Genomic DNA, 26503 nt, shown 5'->3' with positions numbered 1-26503 from the left:
GACGCTCGGATGGAAAGCCTCCCGTGATCTGACTGTGTCGGCGAGAAATTCTCCCGCCGTCAGCACCAGGCTAGAACGACGACGGACGCACGTGCCGCCGATTCGCACAGTCGCGTCTCGGTCGGTCGCGTCAACCCGGCTCAGTCGGACTGCCGGACGGTGGCTTGCGACTCCGCCACCGGCACGTCGACGGTGATCTCGCGCGCGAGCGGCTCCAGGTCTCCGCCGACCTGTTCACCGTTCTCCAAGACACCTTCCCAGGTGGCGGACCATTCAGTTGACGCCGCCACTGGGTAGCCCTCGGCGTACTGCACCGACGCTTTACTGAACTCGACCGTGCAGCCGGCGCTGTCATCGGCACCCGGTGTCCACTCGACGATGGCGAGCGCCGGTTCGCAGAAGGTGCTTCCTGCCGGCGACGCGATAGACAAACCATCGGTCCGGGCAGTTACCTCGGCCCAGACGTCGCCGCCCACCACCTCGGCGCGGATCGTGCGCTCGCCGTCCGGCCCGCCGATGCTCTCCTCGGGATTGGTCGCCCAGAACCAGGTCGGGAGATTCACCAGCGTTGCGCCGGCCAGGGTGCCGGTGCCCTTGGGATTACGCTCGATCTCCGGCTCCTCGATGACCATGCGGTCCCGCGCTTCCTCGGCGAGTTCCTCCGGATCAACCCCGGGTTCGGGCTGCTCACCGAGAATGAAAGGGTGATTGGTAATTCCGAGCGTCTCCCCGTAGTACTCGGTCTCGCCACCCATGTTGTAGCCCAGCTCGGTAGGGTTATGCGAGTCTCGGCATTCGATCTCGTACCACATGACGTCGTGGCCGTCCTCGTGAAGCTCAATGGCCCAGTCGAAGACGTCCATATCGGGCCACGCGATCTGCCCCGCTTCGGCGTGGCCCCTCAACAACGGGTAGACCTCTTCGTAGAAGTACTCCTTGAACTCTTCGGGATCGCTCGGGTCAATACCCGGCCAATAGTCGATCGGTACCCACCAGCACGCCGCCGGGACGTAGTCGGTGTACCCGCCGTCGCCATCGCCACCTCCGCCGTCGTCCGTGAATCGGACCTCGACCGAGTAGCCAGAGCCGTCTCCGCCACCACCGTCGCCACTGCCGTCGTCGTCGGGGGGAAGAGCGAGGGCCGTCGTCGGAACCAACAGCGCCGCGGCAGCACAAGCCGCAGCCGTACCCAGTCGAAACCTCACGCGCATCAGGTCGCATACCTCTTGTAGTCACAAGCAGTCGAACATCGGCAGAGTAACAGGATCTTGCCCAATCTGGACAGAATGTAGTCCAGACGGTCACGCCTGGTTTGCCTACCGGTCACATGGCGCGGCGTCTTGCTCCTGCGCGCTGGACACCACCCAGCGGTCGCCCGTTCGCTCGAGCTCAACGGCATATCGCTCGGGCGACGGGTAGGGCGACACCGATCCCCCGCGGAACTCCACCCAGCCAGGAAACACCAGGCACAGTCCCACCTCCGCCTGGTCGCCGTCCACCGAGACCGAGCGCGCCGTGAGCTGCATCGGCTCCCCGGTGAACACCCACTGCTCGTCCTCGGCCTGCGCGATGAAACTGACCAGGCTGTCGCGGATGCTCCCGGTGGCGGTCTCCTCGATGCCGGACAACTCCGCGTCGGCGCCGAACAAGATCGCCTGCCAGCTCGCCATGAACCGGCCCACGGCCCGCAGCACCTCCCGCTCGTCGTCGCCGACCTGGTCAGGCGGCTCGACGTCCAACTCCTCGGGAAGGTTGATCACAGACGGCTCGTCGCCTGGAATGTACGGCTGCGTGAACGTCGGCCCCGGTTCCGGCTGGTCACCACCGTCGTCGGGCCCGGTCGGCGTGGGCTGCGCTGTCGACGTCGGCTCTCCCGTCGAGCCCGGCTCGTCTCCGCCTTCCGACGACGGCGCGGTGGGCGCGTCACCCGTCTCCGTTGCCAGACCGACCGGTTCCTCACCACCGCCACCACAGCCCGCCAGGACGACGACGATCACGGCAGACAACACCGCCGCAGTACGTCTGGTCGCCCTCATGACTGGCACCCTCGGTTCCTTCCTCCACAGACAGCGACACGGTTCGCACGCCAGTCGCCCGCGTCAGGAGTCAAAGGCGACGGTCCGGGCGCCTCCCGCATCGCGGCTGACCATATCGCACGGAAGTGACCACTTGATCACACGGTCGCCGGCGGCTGGTACGTCCCCCACACCTCGCGGAGCGCGTCGCATACCTCACCTACCGTGGCCCGGGCGGCCAGCGCCTCTCGCATCGGCAGCATGACGTTGTCGTTCCCGGATGCTGCCGTGCGCAGCGCATCCAGGGCACGCGTGACAGCGGCCCCGTCCCGTGTTTCGCGCAGCCGCGCCAGCCGCTCCACTTGGGCGGCCTCCAGCTCAGGGTCGACGCGAAGCGGCTGGTACGGCTCCTCTTCGCCGTTCCCGGTGAACGCGTTGACCCCGACGACCTTGCGCTCACCCGAGTCGATCTGCTGGGCGATGGCGTACGCGGACTTCTCGATCTCCCGCTTCTGGAAGCCGCGCTCGATCGCCGCCACCGCACCGCCGATCTCCTCCACCTGCCGCATCAGGTCGCGTGCGGCCTCCTCCAGATCGTCGGTCATCGACTCGACGGCGTACGAGCCGGCGAAGGGGTCCACCGTCCGGGTGACGTCGGTCTCGTGAGCCAGCACCTGCTGGGTGCGCAGCGCCAGCCGGGCGGCCTTCTCCGTCGGCAGCGCGATCGCCTCGTCGTAGGCGTTGGTGTGCAGCGACTGCGTCCCGCCGAAGACGGCGGCCAGCGCCTGAACCGCCACCCGGACCAGGTTCACCTCCGGCTGCTGGGCGGTGAGCTGGACGCCGGCGGTCTGCGTGTGAAAACGGAGCATCTGCGATTTCGGGTTCCGCGCGCCGAACTCGTCGCGCATCATCTGCGCCCAGATCCGCCGGGCGGCGCGGAACTTGGCGACCTCCTCCAGGATCGAGGTGCGCGAGACGAAGAAGAAGGACAGCCGCGGCGCGAACTCGTCTACATCCAGGCCCGCCGAAAGCGCGGCGCGCACGTACTCGCGCGCATTGGCCAGGGTGAACGCCACCTCCTGCGCGGGCGTCGCCCCGGCCTCGGCCATGTGATAGCCGGAGATCGAGATCATGTTCCACCGCGGGATCTCCTGCCGGCAGTACGCGAAGATGTCACTGACCAGCCGCAGCGACGCGGCCGCCGGGAAGATGTAGGTGCCGCGGGCGATGTACTCCTTGAGCACGTCGTTCTGGATGGTCCCGGTGAGCTGGTCACCGGCGATCCCCTGCTCGTCGCCGACCAGCTGGTACATCAGGAGCAGCAGTGCGGCGGGGGCGTTGATCGTCATCGACGTGGACACCTTGTCCATCGGGATGCCGTCGAACAGCACCCGCATGTCCTCGACCGAGTCGATCGCTACGCCCACCTTGCCGACCTCACCCTTGGCCAGCGGTGCGTCCGAGTCGTAACCCATCTGAGTGGGCAGGTCGAACGCGACGGACAGCCCACCAGTGCCGGCCTCGACGAGCTGGTGGTAGCGCCGGTTAGACTCCGCCGCCGTGCCGAACCCGGCGTATTGGCGCATCGTCCACGGGCGTCCGGTATACATGTTCGGGTACACACCGCGGGTGAAGGGGAACGCCCCGGGTTCGCCGAGCTGCTGGGTGGGGTCCCATCCTTCCAGCGCATCCGGGCCGTACACGGGCTCGATCGGTAGACCGGACTCCGTTGTCGCGCTCATGATCGCCTCATTTCTCCACCGCCGGGTCGGGACGTCGTGCGACCTCTGCGTGAGCCGTTGGTGGGTGGCCGGGGGTCGAGGTCACGGACCGCTGTGGCATACGCGCATCACCACGGATCGTCGTTCCACCGTAGTGACGTCTCGGATGGTACGGCCACGAGACCGTGCACAACAGGAGATACTTCACACCCGCAGACCTCCCCCGGCGCGCGCCCGCCCCCCTTCCATGATCATGAACACTTGCCGTTCACATAGCACGGTTTGTGTTCATGATCATGATCGAGTTGAGTTCAGGAGAGGCGGCGCTTGGCGGCCTGCCGGCGACGCAGCGCGGCCTCCGCCTCGGCCCGCACCTCGTCCAGTTCGCGCTCCGCACCGTCGAGATCGCTCCGGGCGCTGTCAAGAGCGTTGCGCGCCGATTCCAATTCCGCGGTGAGCCGCTCCACCTCCGACTCGGCCCGCTCGGCTTCCTCACGTCGCTCGTCGACCTTGGCCAGGACCTCTTCGACACGTTCGGATGCGGATTCGACGGCTTCCTCGGCCGCGCGCAGCTCACGCTCCGCCTCCTCACGCTCGGCTTGCTCGCGCTCGCGTTCCCGCCGTTCCTGGCCGGCCTGATCCGCCGCCTGGTCGGCGGCCTCTGTCTTCGTCCGCTCGGCAGCCGTGCGCCCCGTCGCCCGACGACGATCGCGCTCACCGCCGCCGGCCTTCTCCGGTGCTCGCGCGCCCGCGGTCCCGGCGCTCCGCCCGCGGGCCTGCCGGATCTCGCTCAACGAGATCACGTCCGCGCCATCCTCGCCGTCGCCCGCCCCGAACGCCCCGAACGGTCCGAAGCCGACATGCTGCAACGGGTGCGTCAGGGTTCCCGCCTCGACCTGCGACGCCGCCCGCGGATCGGCGGTCGCCGCGAGCAGCGTCTCATTGACCGCGTCAACGGCGTCGTCCCCGGCGCGGACTCCGGCGTCGTCCGCCAGGCTGCGAACCCGCGTGATCAGGCCGTCGATGAGCTCCTTGCGACGCGAGGTCAGCTCGCGCAGCCGCGCTCCCTCCGATGCGGCGGTCGCCTCACGCATCCCGTCGCCGACGGCCAGCAGATCGCTCACCTCGGAGCGGTGCGCCCGCACCAGCTGATTCACCAGCCAGGCCGCGAGTGTGGGCTTGCGCAGCGCCTGGATCTGCGCGGCTGCCTCTCGCCCGTCCTCCGCCTTAGCGCGCTTCACCATTGCGTTGCGTGCCGCCACGAACTCGTCGGGCGTCAACCCGTAGAGCTCAGCCGCGGCTTCGTCGACGTCCATTCCTCTAGCCTGCCCGACAATGCACACCGACGAGTAGCACGCGAATACAACCGAACAGCAAACACAGGTGACGTTCACACATCCGCGGACGCCAGCACGCCTGTAACCGGCTTTGGCGCCTGCCTCGGGGGAAGCTGATCGATCTTGGAGTGCGCCGCGATATGGCTACCGATCTCTTGATCAAGCAGGTTGGCGACGTGGAGCAAGTCCGCGAGATACACAGGCAGATTCGCAGAGAGGACAGGTTCATGATGCGCAGCGCGGTTGCGAAGCTTATGCAGCCGGTTGATGCGACCATGGACATCCCGCCTATCGGTACCGGCAGGGAACGCATGCCGCAGGTACGGGATCCACAACGAATCATGATGAGCGGCCGTTGTGAGGTAGCGTCAGAAACCCAACATCAGCTCGGCGATACAGGTCAGAAGCCGGATCCGTCTAGTGCATCAATCTGTCGGCACGCGACAGTGCTCGGTCATACGCGTTTCGGAGCGCGACCTCCAGGTGTGCGAGGTCATGCACGACCGCGGCCGCAGCCTCGGCGTTCCAGTCATAGAGATCAAGCGCCACGGCACGGTCGCCGCCAACCGCGTCGAGGTACTTCTGAAATCGCGGCGCACTGAGCGAACTCTCGATCCATGCTTCCGGATGATTCGAAGCCGCCACGATAGGTCACTCTTAACAGCACATCAGGATGCGACGACGGCCCGCTTGAGTTAATCTGAGCCTTAGTCGCCTCGGTTGGCCCCTGGTCTTCTGACCATGTCGCCGGGGCCGTACTTTTGTCGGCCGTCGCCCGACATGATCGACATGGTCGGTTTCGGCCCTACAGGTCTGTACCCAACCGGCGACACCGCATGGAGGTGTTCGCCGACGAGTACGGCCTCACGTCCACCTCGGGACTGGTCGACGCGGTGATCGACATGCAGCAAGAGCTGATCGGACTGGTTCACACCCTGGCGGAGGCGGGGCGACAGCCTCAGACCCAATGGGTCGCCGACGGCCATCTCGACGAACTCAACCAGCGCCTCGACTGGACTCGCACCCACCGACACCTCTTCGAGTGATCATGAACACTAGCCGTTCAAATAACACGGGTTAGTGTTCATGATCATGGGACGTTTGGCTGGACCCATCCACCGGTGGTAAGCAGATCCAGGACCGTATCGCGGGCCTGCTGGATCGTGACGTGCGTCGTGTCGAGCACCAGGTCAGCGTCCTCGGGGGCCTCGTACGGACTGGAGATCCCCGTGAAGTCCGGGATCTCGCCTCGGCGGGCGCGCGCATACAGCCCTTTACGGTCCCGACGCTCGCACTCCTCCAGCGGCGTGGCCACGTGCACCAGCAGGAAGTCCCCACCCGCCTCGGCCATCGCCCGCACCCGGGCACGCGTCGCCGCGAACGGCGCGATCGGCGCACAGACGGTGATCCCACCGTGCCGCGCGATCTCGGCCGCGACAAAGCCGATCCGCTCGATGTTCCGGTCCCGGTCGATCCGGGAGAATCCCAGGCCGGCGGAGAGATGACGCCGCACGATGTCCCCATCCAGCAGTGTCACAGTACGGTCGGTGATCTCGGTGAGCCGATCGACGACGGCCCTGGCCACGGTCGATTTGCCCGACCCCGACAGCCCGGTGAAGAAGACCACCACACCACGTTCGCTTCGCACCGGCCGCCACCGCCGCCACGCGGTCAGGCTCGCCGCCGGCCAGTCGGCGACCGGCATGTCCGCCTGCCCATCCAGCGCAGCCAGTAACCGGTCCCGGTCCGGTGTCCGCTCGGGCCGCACCCGCTGCGCACCGTAGGCCCGCGCGACGGCGTCGGCCACGGCGTCGTCGCGCGCGTCGCCGTACTGCGGAGCAGGCACGAGCACCACGTCGACGGAGAGGCCTTGCTCACGCAACTCGTCACGCACCGCGAGCGCCGACCGTGCGACCGTCGCCCCGTCCGGCCCAGGCCACGCACGCGGACCGTCCAGCACCGCCAGCAGCACGGCCTGCCCAGGCGGGACGGCGTCCAGGTTGGGTGCATCGATAGGGTCGTGCCCGACGACGGCCGCTGCACCGTCGAATCTCACCTGGCCAGGAGCGAGCCGCAGCCACGAGTAAGGGCCGGAGCGGTGTTCGCCGTCGCTATCACCATCGGCAGTGCGCGCAAGCGGCTCCACCACGCCGGAGACCGGGACCGCCTCCTCCAGGTCGGCGTCCTCGGACGCCACGTCGCCTGCCGAAGGGGCCGCCACGGCGGCTCCGTCCCGCATATCCTCAACGCTCAGCCCGGCCACCGGTGCGCCCTCACGGTCGGTGATGACGAGCCGACCGGTCTGCACCGCCTCCACGCCAATCTTGGTCGGGACCCGGACGGCCACCTTCGCCGGCCCGATACCGAACAGGGCGAACTCGACCTCGGCCAGCGTCACCGGGTCCGGCGTGACGCTGGGCGAGGTGGTCACGGGCGCGTCGTTCACGCGCCCAAGCCTACGTGGATACTCATCACCGCTCACGTGAGCTCAGCTGCCGTCGGTGGCCGCGCACAGACATGCTGATCAACCCGGCTGGCGGTCTTAGTGCGCTACCTCGAGATGACCAGGCCGCCAACGCGGTGATCAGGGCCCGTAGGCGGCGAGAAAGATGCGGACGGCCTCATCGGCATAGCGGTGCAAAGCGGCACGGCTGAATTGGGTGTTACTGCCAAGAAACATCGCCTTGTTGAGCGGGATAGACAGCACCAGCCAGTTGAAGTACTCGGCCGCGAGCATCGGGTCGGAAATGTTCAAGCGTCCTTGCGCGGCGATCTCCTGGAACAGCTCGGCGAGGTTCGCGTGGGCGCGGCCCGGTGCGGCTTCGTACCACGTTCGGGCTAGTTCGGGGAAGCGATCGGCCTCGGCGATGATCAGGCGGCGGATCTTGATCAGATGTGGCTGCGTCACCACGGTGACATGACGGCGCGCGAACTTGCGTAGACTCCCTTCGATGTCCTCGCCGTGCGGCAGCGCCTCGACGAGCGTCTGCGAACGCTCCTCGGCGTCCGAGATGTCGCTGGTGATGATGGCCGCGAATAACGCCTGTTTGTCGCCGAAATTCTTGTAGACGGTCGGCTTGGACACGGCCGCGCGCGCGGCGATCTCGTCCATGCTGGCGCCGGCATATCCCTTGCTGAGGAACACCGCGCGCGCGGCCTCGAGAATCGTCGCCCGCTTGTGCGCGGAACGATCGGCGCCAGACTCCGTCGTTACCTTGTCCATCGTCGGCCTCCTTGGCCAGCATATTACTAAACGGTTCAGTATTGTGCTGACCTACCCTCGCTGCTACCGTACCGTTTAGTTTAGTTTCTTAGGACGGCTCCAGGAGGCACCATGTCGGAGGAACAGGTCACGTCGAAGGATGGCACCCCGATCGTCTTCGACCGTTTCGGAACCGGCCGGACGGTTATCCTCGTCGCGGGCGCACTCCAGGGCCGGACGACGTACCGATCCCTCGCTGAACGGCTGGCCGAGCGCTTCACCGTCGTCAACTACGATCGGCGCGGCCGGGGTGACAGCGGTGATACGGCCCCGTACGCCGTGGAGCGTGAGATCGAGGATCTCGACGCTTTGATCTCCGCGTCAGGCGGGGCGGCGTCGGTATACGGCCATTCCTCCGGCGCCGGCCTGGTCCTCCACGCGGCGGAACGCGGCCTCCGGATCGACCGGTTCGTTCTGCACGAGCCACCGTTCGGCCCCGATACCCCTGAGCAGCGACAATTCGAGGAAGAGCAGGGCGAAGAGATCAGAATGCTGCTCACCCAGGACCGTAGAAGCGAGGCGATCGAGACATTCCTCTCCCAGACCGGACTGCCGGAGGAGGTCATCGCGCATGTGAGCCAGGACCCGGCGATGATCGCCAACGCACCTACCTTGGCCTACGATCCCTTCGAAGTCATGAGTCCTCGGAGCAGGGCTGGCCTCACGCCCGCCGAGCAGGCTCGTGGCGTGTCCATACCCGGGTTGGTCCTGACCGGCGGAGAGACCCTGGACTGGATGGTCGACGCGGGCCGGGAAATCGCGTCCGCATTGGCGAACGGGCGCCACCAGAGCCTCGAAGGCCAGGGGCATGTGGTTCCGGATGAGATCCTCGCGCCGGCGCTCACTGAATTCTTCGCCGAGAGTACGAACGATCACTAAGCGAGGTGGGCGATCGCATCGTCGATCGGCGCCTCACCCCCGACCAGCTCGAGCGTGGCACCGGTCGTGGACGGCGTGTCCAGCAATGCGACCACCACCGCGGCGACATCCTCGCGGGACACGGCGCCGCGCTCCACCGACTCGTCCAGCGTGACCCGGCCCGTGCCGTCGTCGTCGGTCAGCCGCCCGGGACGCAGGATGGTCCAGTCCAGCGGCCGGCCCCGCAGGTCCTCCTCGCTGGCCCGCTTCGCCCGCAGGTATGCCGCGAACACATCGTCGGTGCCGGGTGGCGGTTCCGCCCCCGCCCCCATCGATGAGATCAGGATGTATCGGCGGACACCGGCCTGCTCGGCCGCATCGGCCAGCAGCACCGCCGCCGCCCGGTCGACGGTGTCCTTGCGCGCCGCCCCACTTCCCGGGCCGGCACCGGCGGCGAACACCACCGCGTCCACACCACCCAGCTCGGCCGCGACATCGTCGACGGACGCCTGCTCGAGGTCGAGGACGACGGCGGTCGCCCCGACGTCGGCGAGGTCGGCGGCGTGGTCCGGGTTACGCACCAGACCGATCGCCTCGTCCCCGCGGAGTGTCAGCAGCCGTTCCAGTCGCAGTGCGATTTTCCCGTGTCCGCCCGCGATCACCACTCGCATGGACAACACCGTACGTGATGATCGACGCGAGCGGCGGCACGCGGCTCCAACCGTCCATCTGCCCGGCACGCACGTCTTGCCCGCCCGACCTAGAGCCAGCCTCGCCTGGCCGCCTGCACGCCGGCCTGGAAGCGGTTGCTGGCCGCCAACTCGTCGAACAGCCGCCGCGTCCGGCGTCGCATCGTCCGTGTGGACAGCCCCAGCTGCCGGGCTATCGCGCTGTCGGTGAGGCCGCTGGCCAGCAACCGGGCCAGTTCGCGGTCGTCCGCCGTGCCCTCGTCGCCGTCGCCAGGACCGCCGTCGCCAGGACCGCCGTCGCTTGGTCTGCCGTCGCCGGGACGGCCGTCGCCGGAATCGCTCCTGCCGCTGCGGTCTCCGCCGCTGTCCCCGATCGGCACGGCGCGCTTCCAGTAGAACTCGAACAGCGCCACGAGCGCGTCCAGCAGGGTGGACTCGCGGATCACCGCGGCCTGGGCATGCGCGACGTCCAGGTGCAGCGGCAGCAGCGCGATGCGTCGGTCGGCGATCGCCAGCTTCATCGGCAACCCGGCGAGCACCCGGCTCTGCTCCCCGCGGGCGCCCAGCGACTCGATCTCCTGCAGGGCACCCGGAATCTCCAGGGACTCGGGCGCATAGATCGCTCTCCACCGCACCCCGGCGTCCAGAGTAAGCGGCTCCACCGGGTTCGCGGCGGCCAGTGCATACGGCGGCCGGTCCAGGGCGAGCATCTCGTCGCGCACCTGATGCTGCAGGCGGACGAACCAGCGGCCGAGCTCCTCTGGGCCGTTGAGCACTTCGATGGTTCCGCCGGCGCCTTCTTGCCGCCGCACCGCGTGGAACATGGCCGACAGCGCCAGCACCGACGAGCGGACCTGCTCCAGCTCGGTGGACCGGGCCCGCACCAGCGACTCGACGGCGGCCTCCGGATCGACCGCCGTGTACCGCGGATGCCTTCCCGACATCCGGGTGACCAGACCGAGCGACCGCAGCCGCGCGAATGCCCGGTCTACCCGTGCGGGCGGGCTGCCCAGCTGTTCGGCGAGGTCGGCCGGTGTCGCATCGGTGCGGGTGAGCAGGGTGCGGTAGACGTGCTCGTCGAACTCGCCCACGCCGACGGGCGTGAGCGAGTAGCCGTCGCCGCCGGCCGGACGGGCCGTGCCGTCCGGCCGCTCGAATCCGCGGGCTCCGGCCGGCCGGGGAGTCGCCGGTTCGTCGTCGGTACGCACAGGGCGCGATCGTGGCCGCATTGTGCCATCGGCCACAAGAGGCCAGCCGTGATCGTTGTGGGGCCGCGACCGTCCCGTTAGAAATGGTCCAAACCACTTCGACAGCGCCGCACCGTGGCGACGCATTCTCCGTCGTCCGCCCCCGACCGTCAGGAGTCTGAAATGCCACGCCCCCACCCGCGGAACCGCCGCCGACATTCCGGGCCTGCACGTCTGACTCGCCCAGCGTCGTTCCTGGCGCTCAGCGCATCGCTCGCGCTCGCCGCCGTCTCACTGGAGGCCACCGGAACGCCGCCGGCCGGCGAAGCAACGGTCCGGGTGATCGTGGAACTCAGCGGTGAGCCGGCGTTCGCCGTCGCCGACGAGACCAGCGCCGACGAGGCCAGCACCGACGATGTCACCTCGGATGACGACGGCCGGCGCGACGCCACGTCGGACGGCAAGGTCGGCATCGACGCGCTGGCGACCGACCGCCGGCTGCGGGCGCGCGTCGAGGAACGCCGCGCCGCACTTCGCTCGGCCCAGGACGACCTCTTCGGCGCCGCCGACGACGCGGGCCTGGCCGTGGACCCTGAGCAGCAGTTCACCGACCTGCTCAACGGTGTCGCCATGACCGTGGCCGAATCCGACGTGGACCGGCTCGCCGATCTCCCCGGCGTGCACAGCGTGGCGCGCGAGCAACGGTTGCGGGCACTCACCGACATCAGCGTCGAGCTGATCGGGGCACCCGACGTCTGGGACCGCACCGACCCCGGCGGTTCGCCCGCACGCGGTGCGGGGACGACGGTGGCCGTGCTGGACACCGGCGTGGATTACACGCATCACTCCCTCGGCGAGGGCTTCGGCGCTGAGCACAAAGTGGTGGACGGGTACGACTTCGTCAACGACGACGGCGACCCGATGGACGACAACGGTCACGGCACCCACGTCGCCGGCGTCATCGCCGGTGAAGGCGGCGGCAGCAGCGACGGCGGTGGCGCGACCGATTCGGACCACGAGGTCCTCGGTGTGGCCCCCGACGCGTCCATCAGCGCCTACAAGGTGCTCGACGCGGGCGGCGGCGGCTGGGAGTCGGACATCATCGCCGGGCTCGAAGCCGCCGTCGACCCGGCCAACCCACACCGCGCGGACGTCGTCAACCTCAGCCTCGGCGGACCGGGCGACGGCTCCGATCCCATCGGCCGGGCCGCGACGGCCGCCGCCGAGCGGGGCGTCGTCGTGGTCGCGGCCGCCGGCAACGCCGGTCCCGGTGCGCAGACGGTGCTCTCGCCCGCGGTGGCTGACGGTGTCCTCGCCGTCGGCGCCTCGGCCAGCGGCCTGACCCTGCCCACCGCACACATGGTGGCACCGCGGGAGGAACCGCTGGAGACGTTCCGGGCACCGTACTCGGCATCCCCGCCGACCGAAACCGTGACCGGCGACCTGGTGGATGTCGGTGCCGGAACGGAGGAGGACTACGAGCGGGTCGGGGACGTCACCGGTAAGGTCGTCGCCTATCGGGCGTCCATCCCGCAGGATCTGGCCAACGTTCAGCCGTACATGCTGGAGCAGGCCAGACTCGCCGAGGAACGCGGCGCCATCGCCCTGCTGGCGTATCGCGGCGCGTCGTCCGGTCCGTTCCGGGCCCCGGAGACGGCCGATGGGTCGCAGACCACGGACGACAGCACGGCCGCTGACGCGGCCGCCGACGACGGCACGGTCGACGTGCCGCTGCCCGGGCAGGAGTCGGGTGACAGCTTCCGGGTGGACTCGATCGTCGTCCTCGGGCTGCAGGAGCTGCAGTGGGAGCGGCTGAGCCGGGACCTGGCCGACGGGCCGGTGCGGATCGCGGTCTCCGGTGAGGATGTCACCGACCGGGTCGCCTCGTTCTCCTCGCGCGGCCCGACGTCGGACTTCTCGCTCAAGCCTGACCTGGTGGCACCCGGCGTGGAGATCCGTTCCGCCTGGCCCACCGCACAGTGGGGGCCGGGGGTGTATCGCACCTCCGGCACGAGCATGGCCGCCCCGCACGTCGCCGGCTCCGCGGCGCTGCTGCGCCAGCTCGACCCGGAGGCCGACGCGGGCACCGTCACCGCGCGCCTGATCGGGTCTGCCGTCGCCCTCGACGACGTGGCACCCGCCACGGCGGGAGCGGGCCGGCTCGACGTGGAAGCGGCCGCCTCCGCCGCCATCGTCGCGTCACCGGCCTCGCTCTCCCTGGGCCTCGCCGACATGGCCGCCGACGACGACGGCGGGGTGTCCGCGGACGGCGTCGTCGTGCTGCGCAACGACGGTGCCGCCGACGCCCAGGTGAAGGTGCGCACGCAGGCCGCGCCGGGCAGCGCCGGGACGGCCACCGTCACCCCGTCCGTCGCCACGGTCCCGGCGGGCGGCGAGCTCGAGGTGCAGCTCATGGTGGATGGTGAGCTCCCCGCGAACGACGCCGACCTCGCCGGCTGGATCGTCGCTGACCTGGTGGACGGCGACGCCGCACCCGACCCGGAAGCCGGCTCGGCAGCCGACACGGACGACCCGGCTCCCGAATCGACAGCCCGCCAGGCAACGGTGCGGGTGCCGTATCTGCTGGCGGTACGCCCGCTGGTGGTTCAGACCTCGCCCGACCCCAGCGACGGCACGTCGGCGGCCTTCATCTGGAGCCCGGCGCCGCTCACCGAGCCACCCGTCGTCACCGTGACGCCGCCGCGCGGCGCCCCGTACCGGGTGACCGCCACGCACAACCATGACCGCTGGTACCGCGCGGACCTCTCCGGCGATCGGGCCGGTGCTTACCAGGTGACCGCCGAAGCGACGGCACAGGACGGCCAACGTCTGACCGGGGCGTCGTCGTTCGAGGTATCGGACGGGCGGACCGGTTCGCCCAGCCCGATGAGATGGCAGCCGATCGGGCCGAACAGCGCCGCCGGGCCGATCAGCACGACGCCCGCCGACGACGACGTCGCGGTGGTCGCCCAGTACACCAAGGCCGGCCCGTGGCGCACCGACGACGGCGGGGCCAGCTGGTCCCAGCACACCCGGCTACCCGTCGCGGCCGGCACCGGCGAGGCAGTGGTGGACGCGCACGACGCGGACACCATCTGGTACGCGGTCAACGGCTCCACCGGCGGCGTGCTCAACGCCGTCATGGACCCGACCTACCAGGGCCGGATCCTGCGCAGCGACGACGGCGGCGCGACGTGGCGGGTGCTGGATTTCCCGGACACTCATGTCATCGCGTTGCTCGGCGACTCCGGGACCCGCGGGCTTGTCGCCGTCACCGCCGATGCGCTCATGGTCAGCCTGGACGGAGGCGAGAGCTGGACGGCACATCCCAACCCCGCCGGCGGCGACCCGCTCGGCGCGGCGGTGTCCGGAGACGACCTGTACCTGGCGACGTCGTCGGCCGTCTGGACGGTCCGCGGCCTGCTCACCGGCAGCCCGAGCGGGACCGAACGGGTCTATCGGGCCGGCGACGGATACGCCGAGCGCATCGCCGGGATCGCCGCGGACGACGAGCTGGTGGCCCTGCTGATCGGGGGCGACCGGGTCCTCGGCTCGAGCGACGCCGGCGCGAACTGGCCGGAGCTCTACGGCTTCGACGGCGGAGGAATGACCATCTCCATGGACGGTGGCGACATCATGGTGGCCACCTACCGGCCGGAGAATCACATCGGGCGGGACCACGGCACGTCCTGGACACGGGTGCCGCAGCCGGTGCCGGGCGCCGTCGAGGACGACGTCGCCCATTGGCCCGGAGGCGGCCTGCTGTGGTCCTCACCCGGTGCCGGTCTGTTCCACACCGATGACGAGGGCGGCGATCCACGCCGGATCGGCGTGCCCGGCGAGACCGTCCACGACCTGGCTGTCTCCGTCGACGAGCGCGGCACACCGCAGCTGTTGGCCGGCACCGACCTGGACGTGTTCGACACCGACCTGCCGCTGCGGCCGAGGCTCGACGCCGACGTCGCCGAATGGGGACTGTCCGGGTCCGAGGCGCACGTCGGGACCCGGGTCGGGCAGCTGGCCGTCGTCGAAGACGAGCCCAGCACGGTGTGGAAGATCCGCAAGGACGCGCTGTCGCAGTTCTGGGTCTACCGCAGCACCGACGGCGGCACCGGGTGGGAGCTGCGCGGGCGGACGGTGGAGACACCGTTCGACCTGGTGGTGGCACCGGCGGATCCGAACCGCGTGGCGGTGCCGTTCTGGAGCCTGGCCGGCTCCGGACTGTACGTGACCGCGGACGCCGGCGAGGAGTGGCGCAAGCTCTTCCACGACGAGGTCTTCACCACAGCGGCGTCTGATCCGGCCGATCCGGATCGGCTGTGGCTGGGCAGCTCGTCAGGGCTGTTCCGCTCCGATGACTTCGGCGAGACGGTGGAGAAGGTGCTCGACGGGCAGGTGACGTCGGTGGCCGTGTCCGGCTCCCGCGTCGTCGCGGCCGGTCCGGAGATCAGGGTCAGCGACGACGGCGGCCAGACGTTCGCCGGCGCGGCCACCGGCGACGTACCGATGCTGGTGGGCGACCTGCTGGTCTCCCCCGCCGATCCGGACACCTGGTACGCCGCCTCCGGACCGTTCACGGCCAACGGGCTGGTCAAGGGTGGGCGCGGCGTGCTGCGCAGCACCGACGGAGGGCAGACGTGGACCAACGTCTCCGCCGGGCTGCAGAATCTCGACGTCGTCACCTTGGAGGTGAGCCCGGACGGCCGTTGGCTGTTCGCGGGGACCGTCGACGGCGGCGTGCACCGGGTGCGCACCCGGTAGGTCAGCCGCGTCCGGCGGATGTGGAGCGTGCGCTTCTTGAGCGTCCGTTGCGGTTGACGGCCCGTGAGGCGGTCGTCGACGGCACGTACGCTCAAGAAGCCGCGGAAGTCCCGAGGCGATTACACTTGAGTCGGTCACCCCCACCGCTGTGCGGTCGGGGGCGATGCTGCGTGCCCGTCCGCCGCTGACACCTCTGAGCCGGCCCCGTCGAAACGCTGGTCTCTGGTCTCTTCCCGGTGTGGCGTGGTGCGGCGCGCGGTAGAGCTCATCCGGTTCATCCGATGACGGACGAAGGATCATGACGCTGACAGGCCTCCTCCATGCCCTCCTGGACGACGACGGCGGCGACGCCGCACTGCGCTCGGCGGTCACCGACGCCCGCGCCGGTGCCGTCTCAGCGCTGGACCTCACGGCGCCCGCGGCGATGCGGCCGTTCACGGTCACGGCGCTCGCCGACGGCGACGTCGGCGCCGGGCGGCCGGTGCTGGCCGTCACCGCCACCGGGCGCGAGGCCGAGGACCTGGTCACCGCGCTGCACTGCCTGATGGACCCGGACTCCGTCGTCGAGTATCCGGCGTGGGAGACGCTGCCGCACGAACGCCTCTCGCCGCGCAGCGACACCGTGGGCCGCCGGCTGGCGGTGCTGCGCCGGCTGGTCCACCCCGCCGAGGACGACACCCCGGTACGCGTCGTCGTCGCGCCGGTACGCAGCGTGCTGCAACCTCAGGTGGCCGGGCTGGCCGAGTTGCGACCCGTCCGTCTGCACACGAACGACGACGTCGCGCTGGACGACCTGGTGGAGCAGCTGGCCGCCGCGGCCTATACCCGGGTGGATCTGGTCGAGCGGCGAGGCGAGTTCGCCGTCCGCGGCGGCATCGTCGATGTCTTCCCACCCACGGAGGAGCACCCGCTGCGGATCGACTTCTGGGGCGACACGGTCGAGGAGATCCGCTACTTCACCGTCGCCGACCAGCGTTCCGGCGACCTCGCCGAGCACGGCTTGTGGGCGCCGCCGTGCCGGGAACTGCTGCTCACCGACGACGTGCGCAAGCGCGCGGCGAGCCTCGCCCGCCAGCACCCGGAGCTGGCCGAGATGCTTGACAAGATCGCCTCGGGCGTCGCCGTGGAGGGGATGGAGTCGCTCGCTCCGGTCCTGGTGGATGAGATGGAGATGCTCATCGACCTGCTGCCCGCGGGCACCCACGTGCTGGCGTGCGACCCGGAGCGGATCCGGGCCCGCGCGCACGACCTCGTCGCCACCAGCCAGGAGTTCCTCGACGCGTCCTGGGCGGCGGCCGCCGGCGGCGGCACTGCGCCGATCGACCTGGGCGCCGCCGCCTACCGGTCCCTGGCCGACGTGCGCGAACACGCGATGAACCTCGGCCTGCCGTGGTGGAGCCTGAGTCCGTTCGGGCTCGGCGGGGGCCGGACCCCAGGCGACCGAGCGGGCGACGGAACGAGCGGCGGAAGCGGCGACGGCGCAGGTGGCAGGGCCGCGGCGGCCACCGGCGGCGAGCGGCGCGAACGCGAGGACCTCGACGCGGACCTGTACGCCGTCGATCTCGGTGACGAGATGGTGGTGACCGGCGCGGTGGACAGCAGGTCCATCGACGCGCGCGCGGCCGACGCCTATCGCGGCGACACCGGCCGCGCCGTCGCCGACCTGAAGGGATGGGTCGCGGCCGGCCGGCGGGCCGTCGTCGTCACCGGAGGGCACGGCACGGCGCAACGCACCGTCGAGCTGTTCGGCGAGTCCGAGGTGCCGGCTCGCCTGGTCGAGGATCTGACGGTCGCGCCGGAGTCGGGCGTCGTCCACGTCACCACCGGCACCGTGCAGCACGGTTTCATCGCGGACGACGCCGGGCTGGTGGTGCTCACCGAGGACGACATCACCGGCCAGCGCACGTCGGAGAAGGGCAACCGGCGGATGCCCAGCCGCCGGCGCAACCAGGTCGACCCGCTGCAGCTGAAGCCCGGCGACTTCATCGTGCACGACCAGCACGGGGTCGGCCGCTACATCGAGATGACCAGCCGCACCGTCCAGGGCGCCACCCGCGAGTACCTGGTGGTCGAGTACGCACCGGGCAAGCGCGGGCAGCCGCCGGACCGGCTGTACGTCCCCACCGACCAGCTGGAACAGGTCACGAAATATGTCGGCGGCGACTCGCCCGGCCTGGACCGCATCGGCGGCTCGGACTGGGCCAAACGCAAGGGCCGGGCGCGCAAGGCGGTCAAGGAGATCGCCGCCGAACTGATCAAGCTCTACGCGGCGCGGCAGGCGGCGCCCGGGCACGCGTTCGGTCCGGACACCCCGTGGCAGCGCGAACTGGAGGACGCCTTCCCCTACGTCGAGACCATCGATCAGCTCTCCACCATCAACGAGGTCAAGGCCGACATGGAGCGCTCGACCCCGATGGACCGGGTGATCTGCGGGGACGTCGGCTATGGCAAGACCGAGATCGCGGTCCGGGCGGCGTTCAAGGCGGTACAGGACGGCAAGCAGGTCGGCGTCCTGGTGCCGACCACCCTGCTGGTCCAGCAGCATTTCGCCACCTTCGCCGAACGCTACGCGCAGTTCCCGATCACGGTGCGCGCATTGTCGCGGTTCCAGACCGACCAGGAGGCGGCGGAGATCATCCGCGGCCTGGCGGAGGGCTCGATCGACGTCGTCATCGGCACGCACCGGCTCATCACCGGCGACGTCCGGTTCAAGAACCTGGGGTTGCTGATCGTCGACGAGGAGCAGCGCTTCGGCGTCGAGCACAAGGAGAAGCTGAAGCATCTGCGCGCCAACGTCGACGTGCTGACCATGTCGGCGACGCCGATCCCGCGGACGCTGGAGATGTCGATCACCGGCATCCGGGACATGTCCGTCATCGCTACCCCGCCGGAGGAGCGGCACCCGGTGCTGACGTACGTCGGCCCGTACGAGGAGAAGCAGATCGGCGCCGCCATCCGCCGCGAGCTGATGCGCGACGGCCAGATCTTCTTCGTGCACAACCGGGTGGAGACGATCGAGAAGGTCGCCGCACACCTGCGCGAGCTGGTGCCCGAGGCACGGGTGGAGACCGCGCACGGTCAGATGGGCGAGCACGCGCTGGAGCGGGTGATCAGCGCGTTCTGGCAGCGCGACGTCGACGTCCTGGTCTGCACGACGATCGTCGAGACCGGCCTGGACATCTCCAACGCGAACACGCTCGTCGTCGACCACAGCGAGCGACTCGGGCTGTCCCAGCTGCATCAGCTGCGCGGACGAGTCGGCCGCGGGCGGGAGCGGGCGTATGCCTACTTCTTCTACCCGCCGCAGAACCCGCTGACCGAGGAGGCACACGAGCGGCTGGCGACCATCGCGCAGCACTCGGACCTCGGCGCCGGCATGCAGGTGGCGATGAAGGACCTGGAGATCCGCGGTGCCGGCAACCTGCTCGGCGGCGAGCAGTCGGGGCATATCGCCAACGTCGGGTTCGACCTGTACGTCCGGCTGGTCGGCGAGGCCGTCGCCGAGTACCGGGGAGACAAGGGGGACGAGACCGCCGAGGTGCGGATCGATCTGCCCATCGACGCCCACGTTCCGCACGACTACGTGGCCAGCGAACGGCTGCGGCTCGAGGTCTACCGGGCGCTGTCCGAAGCCGTCGACGACGACGCGGTGGCGGCGGTCCGCGAGGAGCTCGAGGACCGCTACGGTCAGCCGCCGGAGGAAGTCGAGAATCTGCTGGCGATCGCCAGGTTCCGGGCCAAGGCCCGCAGGGTGGGCCTGACGGAGATCACGCTGCAGGGCAACTATGTCCGGTTCGCGCAGATCAAGCTGGCCGACTGGCAACGCGTCCGGCTCAAGCGGCTCTACCCGAAGGCCCTGGTCAAGGACGCCGTCGACAGTGTCTTGGTACCGCGTCCGCTGCCGAACACGATCGGCGGGACTCCGCTGCGCGGCATGGAGCTCCTGGCGTGGGTCGACAAGGTGGTGGACGAGGTCCTGGCACACGAGCCCGCAGCCACGCCATCCGCGGGCTAGCCGCGACGTGGCGACAGCCGGGGCGTCGGATGTGGCCACGGCGTGCGACGGTACGATGCATCTGGTCTGCCGTCGACGACGAATGAGGAACAAACCCGTGTCCATGTCCCGCCGAGTCCTTGCCGTGACCGCAGTTGTGGCCGCTGCCTCGCTTGTGGCGGCGTGCGACCCCGACCAGGTCGGCGCCGCGGCGATCGTCGACGATGACCGGCTGACCGTCGACGAGCTGCAGGACGAGGTCACCGACACCATCGACACCCACAACGAGGTGGCCGCTCAGTACGAGCTCGACGTCCCACCGCTGCCCGCGGAAGGCGGCGACGTCACTGAGCTGCAGAACACCGTCCTCGGCCGCTGGATCGAGAACCGCATGTTCGACGCCGTAGCGGCGGAGCAGGACATCGACGTCTCCGAGGCCGACGTGGACGACTTCCTCGCCGAGTGGAGCCAGCAGTTCGAGAACGGCGACTTCAGCCCGTTCTACGCGCAGGAGAACTTCACCCCCGAGTCGTTGCGCGCCGAGGTACGCAAGACGCTGATCTACCAGGAGCTGACCGGCAGCGACGGAGACCAGGCCGCGGCGCAGCAGGTCATCAACGAGGTCATGGAGCAGCTGGAGATCGACGTGAACCCGCGCTACGGCACGTGGACCGAGACCGGCCTCAGCCCGGAGAGCGGTTCGGTCTCGCAGCCGTTCGAAGGCGACGCGCTGGATGCCCCCGCACAGCCCCAGTGACGAGCCCACCGCGGACGCGCGGCCGGTGACAGCGGCGGGAGCGCACCACGCCCCCGGCCACCGCCTGCTGGAGCTGGTCGCCGTCATGGACCGGTTGCGCTCGCCGGGCGGCTGCCCGTGGGACGCGGAGCAGACCCATCGCAGTCTCGCCACCTACCTGCTCGAGGAGACGTACGAGACGCTGGAGGCGATCGAGTCCGGCGACGACGACGATCTTCGCGAGGAACTCGGTGACCTGCTGCTCCAGGTGATGTTCCACGCCCGGATCGCGGAGGAGCGGCCGGGTGAGCCCTGGTCGATCGACGACGTCGCGGCCGGGATCGCGGAGAAGCTGGTCCGCCGCCATCCGCACGTGTTCGGCGACGCCGAGGCTCCGACCGCGGCACACGTCGAGGGCCGCTGGGAGCAGCTGAAGCAGGCCGAGAAGCAGCGCGCGTCGGCCGTCGACGGCGTCCCGCTGGCGCAGCCCGCGCTCTCCCTGGCGGCCAAGCTGATGAACCGGGCCGAGAAGGCGGGCGTCGACGTGCAGCCGCCGAGGTCGGAGGTGCCCCAGCTGACCGGTGCCGAGGACGTCGGCGACCACCTGATGGCCGTCGTCGACGCCGCCCGTCGGCTGGGCGTCGATCCGGAGCAGGCACTGCGCGACGCCACCCGTCGCTACGTCACCGCCGTCCACGACGCCGAATCCCATGATCATGAACATTAACCGTGCCATGTGGACGGTTAGTGTTCATGATCATGGGGTTGGAGTCAGCTCGATGACGGCGCGCCCGACGATCTCGCGCCGACCGAGCCGCCGATAGGCGTCGTCGACGTCGTCGAGCGTGAGCCGGTCGGTGATCAGCCGGTCGAGCCGGATCTTGCCGGCCTCGACGAGGGCGAGGAGATCGGGCATGTCGGTGCGGGTCCTGGCCCCGTACGATCCCATGACGCTGATCTTCCGGCGGACCACGTGGGCGATGTCGAGCTTCGCCGAAACCCCGGCCGGTGCGATGCCGACCAAGACGACCCGCCCACCGTCGTCAACGGCACCGATGGCGGTCTCGACGGTAGGTGCGCTGCCGAGCGCTTCGAACGCGACGTCGACGCCGCGGCCGCCGGTGAGGTCCCGGACGGCCGCCACCGCGTCCGTGTCGCCGGCGTTGACGGTGTGCGTGGCACCCAGCTCCTTCGCCAGCGCGAGCTTCTCCTCACTGAGATCGACGGCGATGATCGTGCGCGCCCCGAACGCGGCCGCGACCTGGACGATGTTCAGACCGATGCCGCCGACCGCGACCACCGCCACCGTGTCCGACGGGACGACCCGGGCGACGTTCTTCACGGCGCCGTAGCTGGTGAACACGCTGCAGCCGAGGATGGCGGCGTCGTGCAGATCGATCGAGTCCGGCAGCGGGAAGACGTCGGTCGCGGGGACGACGGCGTACTCGGCGAGGCCGGCCATCGAGTACATGGCGAGGCTCGAGCCGTCGTCGTCCACCAGCCGTGACGTCCCGTCGTAGAGCGTGCCGGCCAGCCTGTTGTACGTGAAGAAGGTCTCGCACAGGTCGTCCCACCCGCGCACGCAGTGCCGGCACGTTCCACACGGCATGATGAAGCCGCACACCACCGGCGTCCCGATCTCCAGCCCGTGACCGGCACCGCCGCCCGTATCACTGCCAGCACCGTCGCCACCGACGCCGGCACTGCCGCCGCCGACGCCGTCGCCCAGCTGGGCGACCCGCCCGGTGATCTCGTGCCCGAGCACGCACGGCGTCGGAAACGCCACCTCACCGCGGATCACATGTAAGTCGGTGTGGCAGACCCCGCACGCGGCGACCTCCACCAGGACTTCTCCACCTTTGGGCTCCGGCCTGGGCACGTCGCGCACGGTGAGGGCACCGTCCACGGCCGGCAGGATGGCCGCCCTCATCGGTCCACCGCCCCGGTCGCGACGAGTCCGGAACCCGAAGCGGGAGCGTCGTTCTGCACCTTCTCGCAAAGGATCAGCACGGTGTCACCCTTCCTGCGCGGTATGGCCGTCCACGCCCACATGCTCTCGCTCAACGAACGGCAAGGGCAGCCCTTCTGCCGCTGGGCGGGAGGCGCGCGTCGATCGGCGGCGTCGTGGGCTCACGTCACGTTTGCCGTGCCAGGCAACGTCCCAACCGTTACATGAGCCCACGAGGCGAGGCGACGCCTCGAACGACGCGCCGTCCGGTTACTCCCACCGAAGCCCGCGGACGTGATCACCTAGGACTGGTGCGTGCTCTCCCGCGCGGGGCGGCCGTGCCAGGACTCCCAGAGGGCGGCGTAGGCCTCGCCGTGCTCCACCAGTTCGTGGTGGCTGCCGAGCTCGCTGATCCGCCCGTCCTCGACGACGGCCACGCGGTCCGCGTCGTGCGCGGTGTGCAGCCGGTGCGCGATCGCGACGACGGTCCGCCCCGACAGCACCGCGGACAGCGACCGCTCCAGGTGCCGCGCCGCCCGCGGGTCGAGCAGCGACGTCGCCTCATCTAGCACCAGCGTGTGCGGATCGGCTAGCACGATCCGGGCGAGCGCGATCTGCTGCGCCTGTGCGGGCCCGATCGGGTGACCGCCGGAGCCGACCACCGTGTCGAGGCCGTCCGGTAAGGCCTCCGCCCATTCCAGCGCATCCACGGCGTCCAGCGCCCGGCGCAGCTCGTCGTCGGTCGCGTCCGGAGCGGCCAGCGCGAGATTGTCCCGCATGGTGCCGACGAAGACGTGGTGTTCCTGGGTCACCAGCACCACCTCGCGGCGGAGCCGGTCGAGCTCCAGATCCACCAGCGGCACGTCGCCCACCTCGACGCGGCCGGCCCGGGTCGGATGGATGCCCGCGAGCAGCCGGCCGAGCGTCGACTTCCCGGCACCGGACGGGCCCACCATGGCCAGCCGCTCCCCCGGTCGCAGCTCAAGCGAGATCCCGTGCAGGACGTCTTGGCCGTCGACGTAGGCGTAGCGGACGCTGTCCGCGCGGATGTCCTCGCCGTCCGGCGTCGCGCCGGTGGCCGCCCGGTCCTCCGGCACCTTCGCGATGCCGACCACGCGCGCCAGCGACGACGTGCCCACCTGCAGCTCGTCCAGCCACGACACCAACCGATCCACCGGGTCGGCGATCTGCACCATGTACAGCACCACCGCGGCGACCTGCCCGACCGTGGCGTGCCCGCCCGATACCAGCCACGCACCCCAGGCCAGCGTGCCGACGACGGGCAGCACGTAGGACATCTCCGCGGTCGGGAACCATACGCTGCGCAGGAACAGGGTCCGGCGCTCCGCAGCGTACGCCTCGGCCACGTCGTCCTCGGTGCGCCTGATCCGCACGTCGGCCATGTTCAGAGCCTCGACGGTGCGCAGCCCGTCCACGGTCTCGGTGACAGAACCGTCGAGCGAGGCGTAGGCCGCCCGCTCCCACAGGTAACCGTCTCGCGCCCGTTTCAGGTACCAGCGCGTGCCGAGATACAGCAGCGGGACACCGACGATGGCGCCGGCGGCGACCAGCGGCCCGGCGATGATCGCCGCACCCAGCGTGAGCACCGTGGTGACGAAGGCCACCAGGATCTCCGGCACGGCGAACCGGACCGTGCGCGACAGCGCATCGATGTCCCCGGTGGTCCGCGCCACCAGGTCACCGGTTCCGGCGCGTTCCACCGTGGACAGCGGCAGCGCCAGGACCCGCGCGATGAACGTCTCCCGCAGCTGCGCGAACACCTCCTCGCCCAGCACCAGCGCGCGCCGGATGGCGAGCCTGGTCAGCACCGCCTGGGCGATGATGAATCCGGCCAGCGTGGCGGCGAGCACGTCGATCCGTGTGGTCGAGGTTCCCTCCACCACACCGTCCACCATCCGCCCCAACAGGAACGGTCCGGCCAGCCCGAACGCCGCCGCCAGCACATGCAATGCCAGCGTGACGCTCAACGGGCCGCGATGCTGCCGGAACAGTCCGGTCGCCTCGGCACGCACGTCGGCGGGCGTGGCGACCGGAAGCCGGGCGCTCTCGTCGACGGTACGTCGCGTTCTCATCGTGTCTCTCCGTCCGTGTCGGCCGACACCAGTTGCTCCTCGCGGATCACGGTGCGCCGGTAGTCCACCGTCGTGGCCAGCAGATCTTCGTGCGTCCCGACGGCGGTCACGCGGCCGTCGTCGAACCAGACCACCGTGTCCGCCTGCGCCAGCATCAGCGGGCTGGCGGTGACGACCACCGTCGTCCGGCCCTGACGCGCCGCGCGCAGCCGTTCCGCGACGGCGGCCTCGGTGTGCGCGTCGACCGCGCTGGTCGGCTCGACCAGGATCAAGATCTCCGGGTCGGTCAGCACCACGCGCGCCAGCGCGACTCGCTGACGTTGGCCGCCGGACAGCGAGCGACCGCGTTCCTCGACCACCGAGTCGAACCCGTGCCGGAGCGTCTCCAGGATGTCGTGCCCGGAGGCCACCTCCATGGCCCGCATGAGCTCAGCGTCATCGTGCTGTTCGCGGGGATCCAGGTTGGACCGCAGCGTGCCGGTGAACAGCGTCGGCTCCGGATCGCTGACGACGACGCGCCGCCGCACCTCGGCCAGTGGCAGCGAGTCGATGGGGATCCCGTCCAGCGTGACCCCGTTCTCGGGCACCAACCGGCCGAGCCGATCGGCGACGCGTGCGGTCACCGCCGGATCGTCCGCCACCAGCATCGTCAGCTTCCCCGGCTCGACGACGAGTCCAGCCGCCGCATCGGTCATGACCGGCCCCGTGTCCGCGTCCTTCGCCTGCTCATCGTCGGCGTCGTCCTCGCCTTCGGTCGCATTGCCGACGACGTCACTGCCGGCGACGTCACTGCCGGCGACGTCACGGTCGACGACGTCACGGTCGATCGCGAGCAGGGTGAGGACCCGTCGAGCCGCCACAATCGCGCGGGCGCCGACGAACGCCATCTCCCCGGCGGTACGTACCGGGATGACGAGGAAGAACGCGAAACCGTACATCGCCACCAGGTCACCCGGGTCGACCGTGCCCTCGAGCACCAACCTCGCTCCCACCCACGTGAGCAGCACAAGGAAGGCGCCGGGCAAGAGCACCATGAGTCCGTCGAGCAGGGAATGCGTCGTCGCCAGCCGGTTGCCCGCCGACCGGACCCTCGCCGACCGCTCGGCGTAGCGGTTCAGGAAGACCTGCTCACCGCCGATCCCGCGCAACACCCGCAGCCCGCCGACGGTGTCCGCGCCGAGCGCGGTCAGCTTGCCCAGCGCCTCCCGCTGTACCCGCTGCCGGTTCTGCAACGGCCGGATGATCGGCGCCGACGCGGCGACCAGAACCGGCACTCCGATCAGCACCATCAGCCCGAGCGGCATCGAGATCGTCAGCACGATGACGGCGACCACGATGTACGAGACGATCGCGCCGGCGAACCGGGAGATCACCTCGAACATGTGGCCGATGTGCGGCGCGTCGCTGGAGGACGTGGCGACGACCTCACCCGTCGGCATGGTGGAGGAGACGGCCGGCCCGGTGCGGGCCGCGTGCCGGTTGACAATCTGCATGGTGCGCAGCGCCGAGTACAGCCAGTTCGCCAGCGCGGCACGGTGCCGCACGATGCCGACCAGCGCCTGGATGACGCCCAGACCACCGATCAACAGCGCCCACTGCACGGCCGCGCCGGTGTCGGCCGCGGCGATCTCGTCGACGCCCTGGCCGATGGCCCACGGCATCAGCGCCTGCGCGGCCATCCAGATCGCGCCGTAGACGGTCGCCAGCACGATCGCACCGGCCTGCCCACGAGCGAGCCACAGAAGAAATCGCTGGGGAGACCGGGTATCGGGAGTGCCGGGATCGGGGTAGGGAAGCGTGCGCACGTGACACCACGCTACGGAGCGGCACTGCCACTCCGCATCTGAATTTCCTGCGACCCGCAACGACCCGCATCACGGTGATGCTCAGCATTGGCGATAT

18 protein-coding genes are annotated in these 26503 nt (G+C 69.9%); 6 read left to right on the top strand and 12 right to left on the bottom strand.

The genetic code is table 11. From position 1 onward, the window contains the following. Positions 1 to 140 precede the first annotated feature (140 nt). The 5 genes from G1H10_RS05850 to G1H10_RS32280 form a co-directional block, all read right to left on the bottom strand. Positions 141 to 1211 carry a hypothetical protein gene (locus G1H10_RS05850; protein WP_163734025.1) on the bottom strand — a complete coding sequence of 357 codons (1071 nt, stop codon included), beginning with the start codon at positions 1209 to 1211 and terminating at the stop codon, positions 141 to 143. A gap of 105 nt (positions 1212 to 1316) precedes the next feature. Continuing rightward, positions 1317 to 2036, bottom strand: coding sequence for a hypothetical protein (locus G1H10_RS05845; RefSeq protein ID WP_163734022.1), 720 nt, complete (start codon positions 2034 to 2036; stop codon positions 1317 to 1319). A gap of 137 nt (positions 2037 to 2173) precedes the next feature. Next, the gene (locus G1H10_RS05840; protein WP_163734019.1) at positions 2174 to 3757 is read right to left on the bottom strand and encodes an acyl-CoA mutase large subunit family protein; all 1584 of its coding nucleotides are present in this window, start codon (positions 3755 to 3757) and stop codon (positions 2174 to 2176) included. Positions 3758 to 4047: 290 nt separating this feature from the next. After that, positions 4048 to 5052, bottom strand: a complete 1005-nt coding sequence (locus G1H10_RS05835; protein ID WP_163734016.1) for a hypothetical protein — start codon at positions 5050 to 5052, stop codon at positions 4048 to 4050. A 438-nt stretch (positions 5053 to 5490) separates the two neighbouring features. After that, on the bottom strand, positions 5491 to 5718 hold the full coding sequence (locus tag G1H10_RS32280) for a hypothetical protein (protein ID WP_216852939.1): 228 nt from the start codon (positions 5716 to 5718) through the stop codon (positions 5491 to 5493). Between the two features lie 197 nt (positions 5719 to 5915). Here G1H10_RS32280 and G1H10_RS05825 point away from each other — a divergent pair, with 197 nt between their 5' ends. Then, entirely contained in the window at positions 5916 to 6119 is a 204-nt protein-coding gene (locus G1H10_RS05825; protein WP_163734013.1) for a hypothetical protein, read from the top strand. A 44-nt stretch (positions 6120 to 6163) separates the two neighbouring features. Here G1H10_RS05825 and cysC read toward each other — a convergent pair whose 3' ends face one another. Beyond that, the gene (cysC, locus tag G1H10_RS34430) at positions 6164 to 7519 is read right to left on the bottom strand and encodes an adenylyl-sulfate kinase (protein WP_216852938.1); all 1356 of its coding nucleotides are present in this window, start codon (positions 7517 to 7519) and stop codon (positions 6164 to 6166) included. Positions 7520 to 7657: 138 nt separating this feature from the next. Beyond that, positions 7658 to 8296, bottom strand: a complete 639-nt coding sequence (locus tag G1H10_RS05815) for a TetR/AcrR family transcriptional regulator (protein WP_163734010.1) — start codon at positions 8294 to 8296, stop codon at positions 7658 to 7660. A gap of 111 nt (positions 8297 to 8407) precedes the next feature. Between G1H10_RS05815 and G1H10_RS05810 the strand changes: the two genes are divergently transcribed. Further along, positions 8408 to 9214, top strand: coding sequence for an alpha/beta fold hydrolase (locus G1H10_RS05810; RefSeq protein ID WP_163734007.1), 807 nt, complete (start codon positions 8408 to 8410; stop codon positions 9212 to 9214). On the opposite strand, the gene G1H10_RS05805 is transcribed toward G1H10_RS05810, so the two are convergent. Both G1H10_RS05805 and G1H10_RS05800 read right to left on the bottom strand, forming a co-directional pair. Further along, positions 9211 to 9864, bottom strand: a complete 654-nt coding sequence (locus G1H10_RS05805; protein WP_163734004.1) for an NAD(P)H-binding protein — start codon at positions 9862 to 9864, stop codon at positions 9211 to 9213. The genes G1H10_RS05810 and G1H10_RS05805 overlap by 4 nt on opposite strands. An 89-nt stretch (positions 9865 to 9953) precedes the next feature. Beyond that, the gene (locus G1H10_RS05800) at positions 9954 to 11090 is read right to left on the bottom strand and encodes a helix-turn-helix domain-containing protein (RefSeq protein ID WP_216852937.1); all 1137 of its coding nucleotides are present in this window, start codon (positions 11088 to 11090) and stop codon (positions 9954 to 9956) included. Between the two features lie 162 nt (positions 11091 to 11252). Here G1H10_RS05800 and G1H10_RS05795 point away from each other — a divergent pair, with 162 nt between their 5' ends. The 4 genes from G1H10_RS05795 to G1H10_RS05780 all read left to right on the top strand — a co-directional run bounded on the left by G1H10_RS05795 (position 11253) and on the right by G1H10_RS05780 (position 21287). After that, on the top strand, positions 11253 to 15830 hold the full coding sequence (locus G1H10_RS05795) for a S8 family serine peptidase (RefSeq protein ID WP_163734000.1): 4578 nt from the start codon (positions 11253 to 11255) through the stop codon (positions 15828 to 15830). A 298-nt stretch (positions 15831 to 16128) separates the two neighbouring features. Further along, positions 16129 to 19845 carry a transcription-repair coupling factor gene (gene mfd / locus G1H10_RS05790; RefSeq protein WP_163733997.1) on the top strand — a complete coding sequence of 1239 codons (3717 nt, stop codon included), beginning with the start codon at positions 16129 to 16131 and terminating at the stop codon, positions 19843 to 19845. A gap of 124 nt (positions 19846 to 19969) precedes the next feature. Continuing rightward, a complete protein-coding gene (locus G1H10_RS05785) occupies positions 19970 to 20581 on the top strand; it encodes a SurA N-terminal domain-containing protein (protein WP_163733994.1) in 612 nt (203 codons plus the stop codon). Next, positions 20559 to 21287, top strand: a complete 729-nt coding sequence (locus G1H10_RS05780) for a nucleoside triphosphate pyrophosphohydrolase (protein WP_163733991.1) — start codon at positions 20559 to 20561, stop codon at positions 21285 to 21287. The genes G1H10_RS05785 and G1H10_RS05780 overlap by 23 nt, the downstream gene beginning before the upstream one ends. Before the next feature lie 30 nt (positions 21288 to 21317). Here G1H10_RS05780 and G1H10_RS05775 read toward each other — a convergent pair whose 3' ends face one another. The 3 genes from G1H10_RS05775 to G1H10_RS05765 form a co-directional block, all read right to left on the bottom strand. Further along, the gene (locus G1H10_RS05775; protein ID WP_163733988.1) at positions 21318 to 22490 is read right to left on the bottom strand and encodes a zinc-binding dehydrogenase; all 1173 of its coding nucleotides are present in this window, start codon (positions 22488 to 22490) and stop codon (positions 21318 to 21320) included. Between the two features lie 320 nt (positions 22491 to 22810). Then, complete coding sequence (locus G1H10_RS05770) at positions 22811 to 24601, bottom strand: ABC transporter ATP-binding protein (protein ID WP_163733985.1); 1791 nt, start codon at positions 24599 to 24601, stop codon at positions 22811 to 22813. Continuing rightward, positions 24598 to 26406 (bottom strand): ABC transporter ATP-binding protein, encoded by a 1809-nt coding sequence (locus G1H10_RS05765; RefSeq protein WP_163733982.1) that lies wholly within the window; start codon positions 26404 to 26406, stop codon positions 24598 to 24600. The genes G1H10_RS05770 and G1H10_RS05765 overlap by 4 nt, the downstream gene beginning before the upstream one ends. Positions 26407 to 26503 lie beyond the last annotated feature (97 nt).

This window comes from Phytoactinopolyspora halotolerans (assembly GCF_010550675.1).
Classification (GTDB): Bacteria; Actinomycetota; Actinomycetes; order Jiangellales; family Jiangellaceae; genus Phytoactinopolyspora; species Phytoactinopolyspora halotolerans.
Note: the sequence above shows the minus strand (reverse complement) of the source record. Positions and strands in the feature narration are given on the sequence as shown.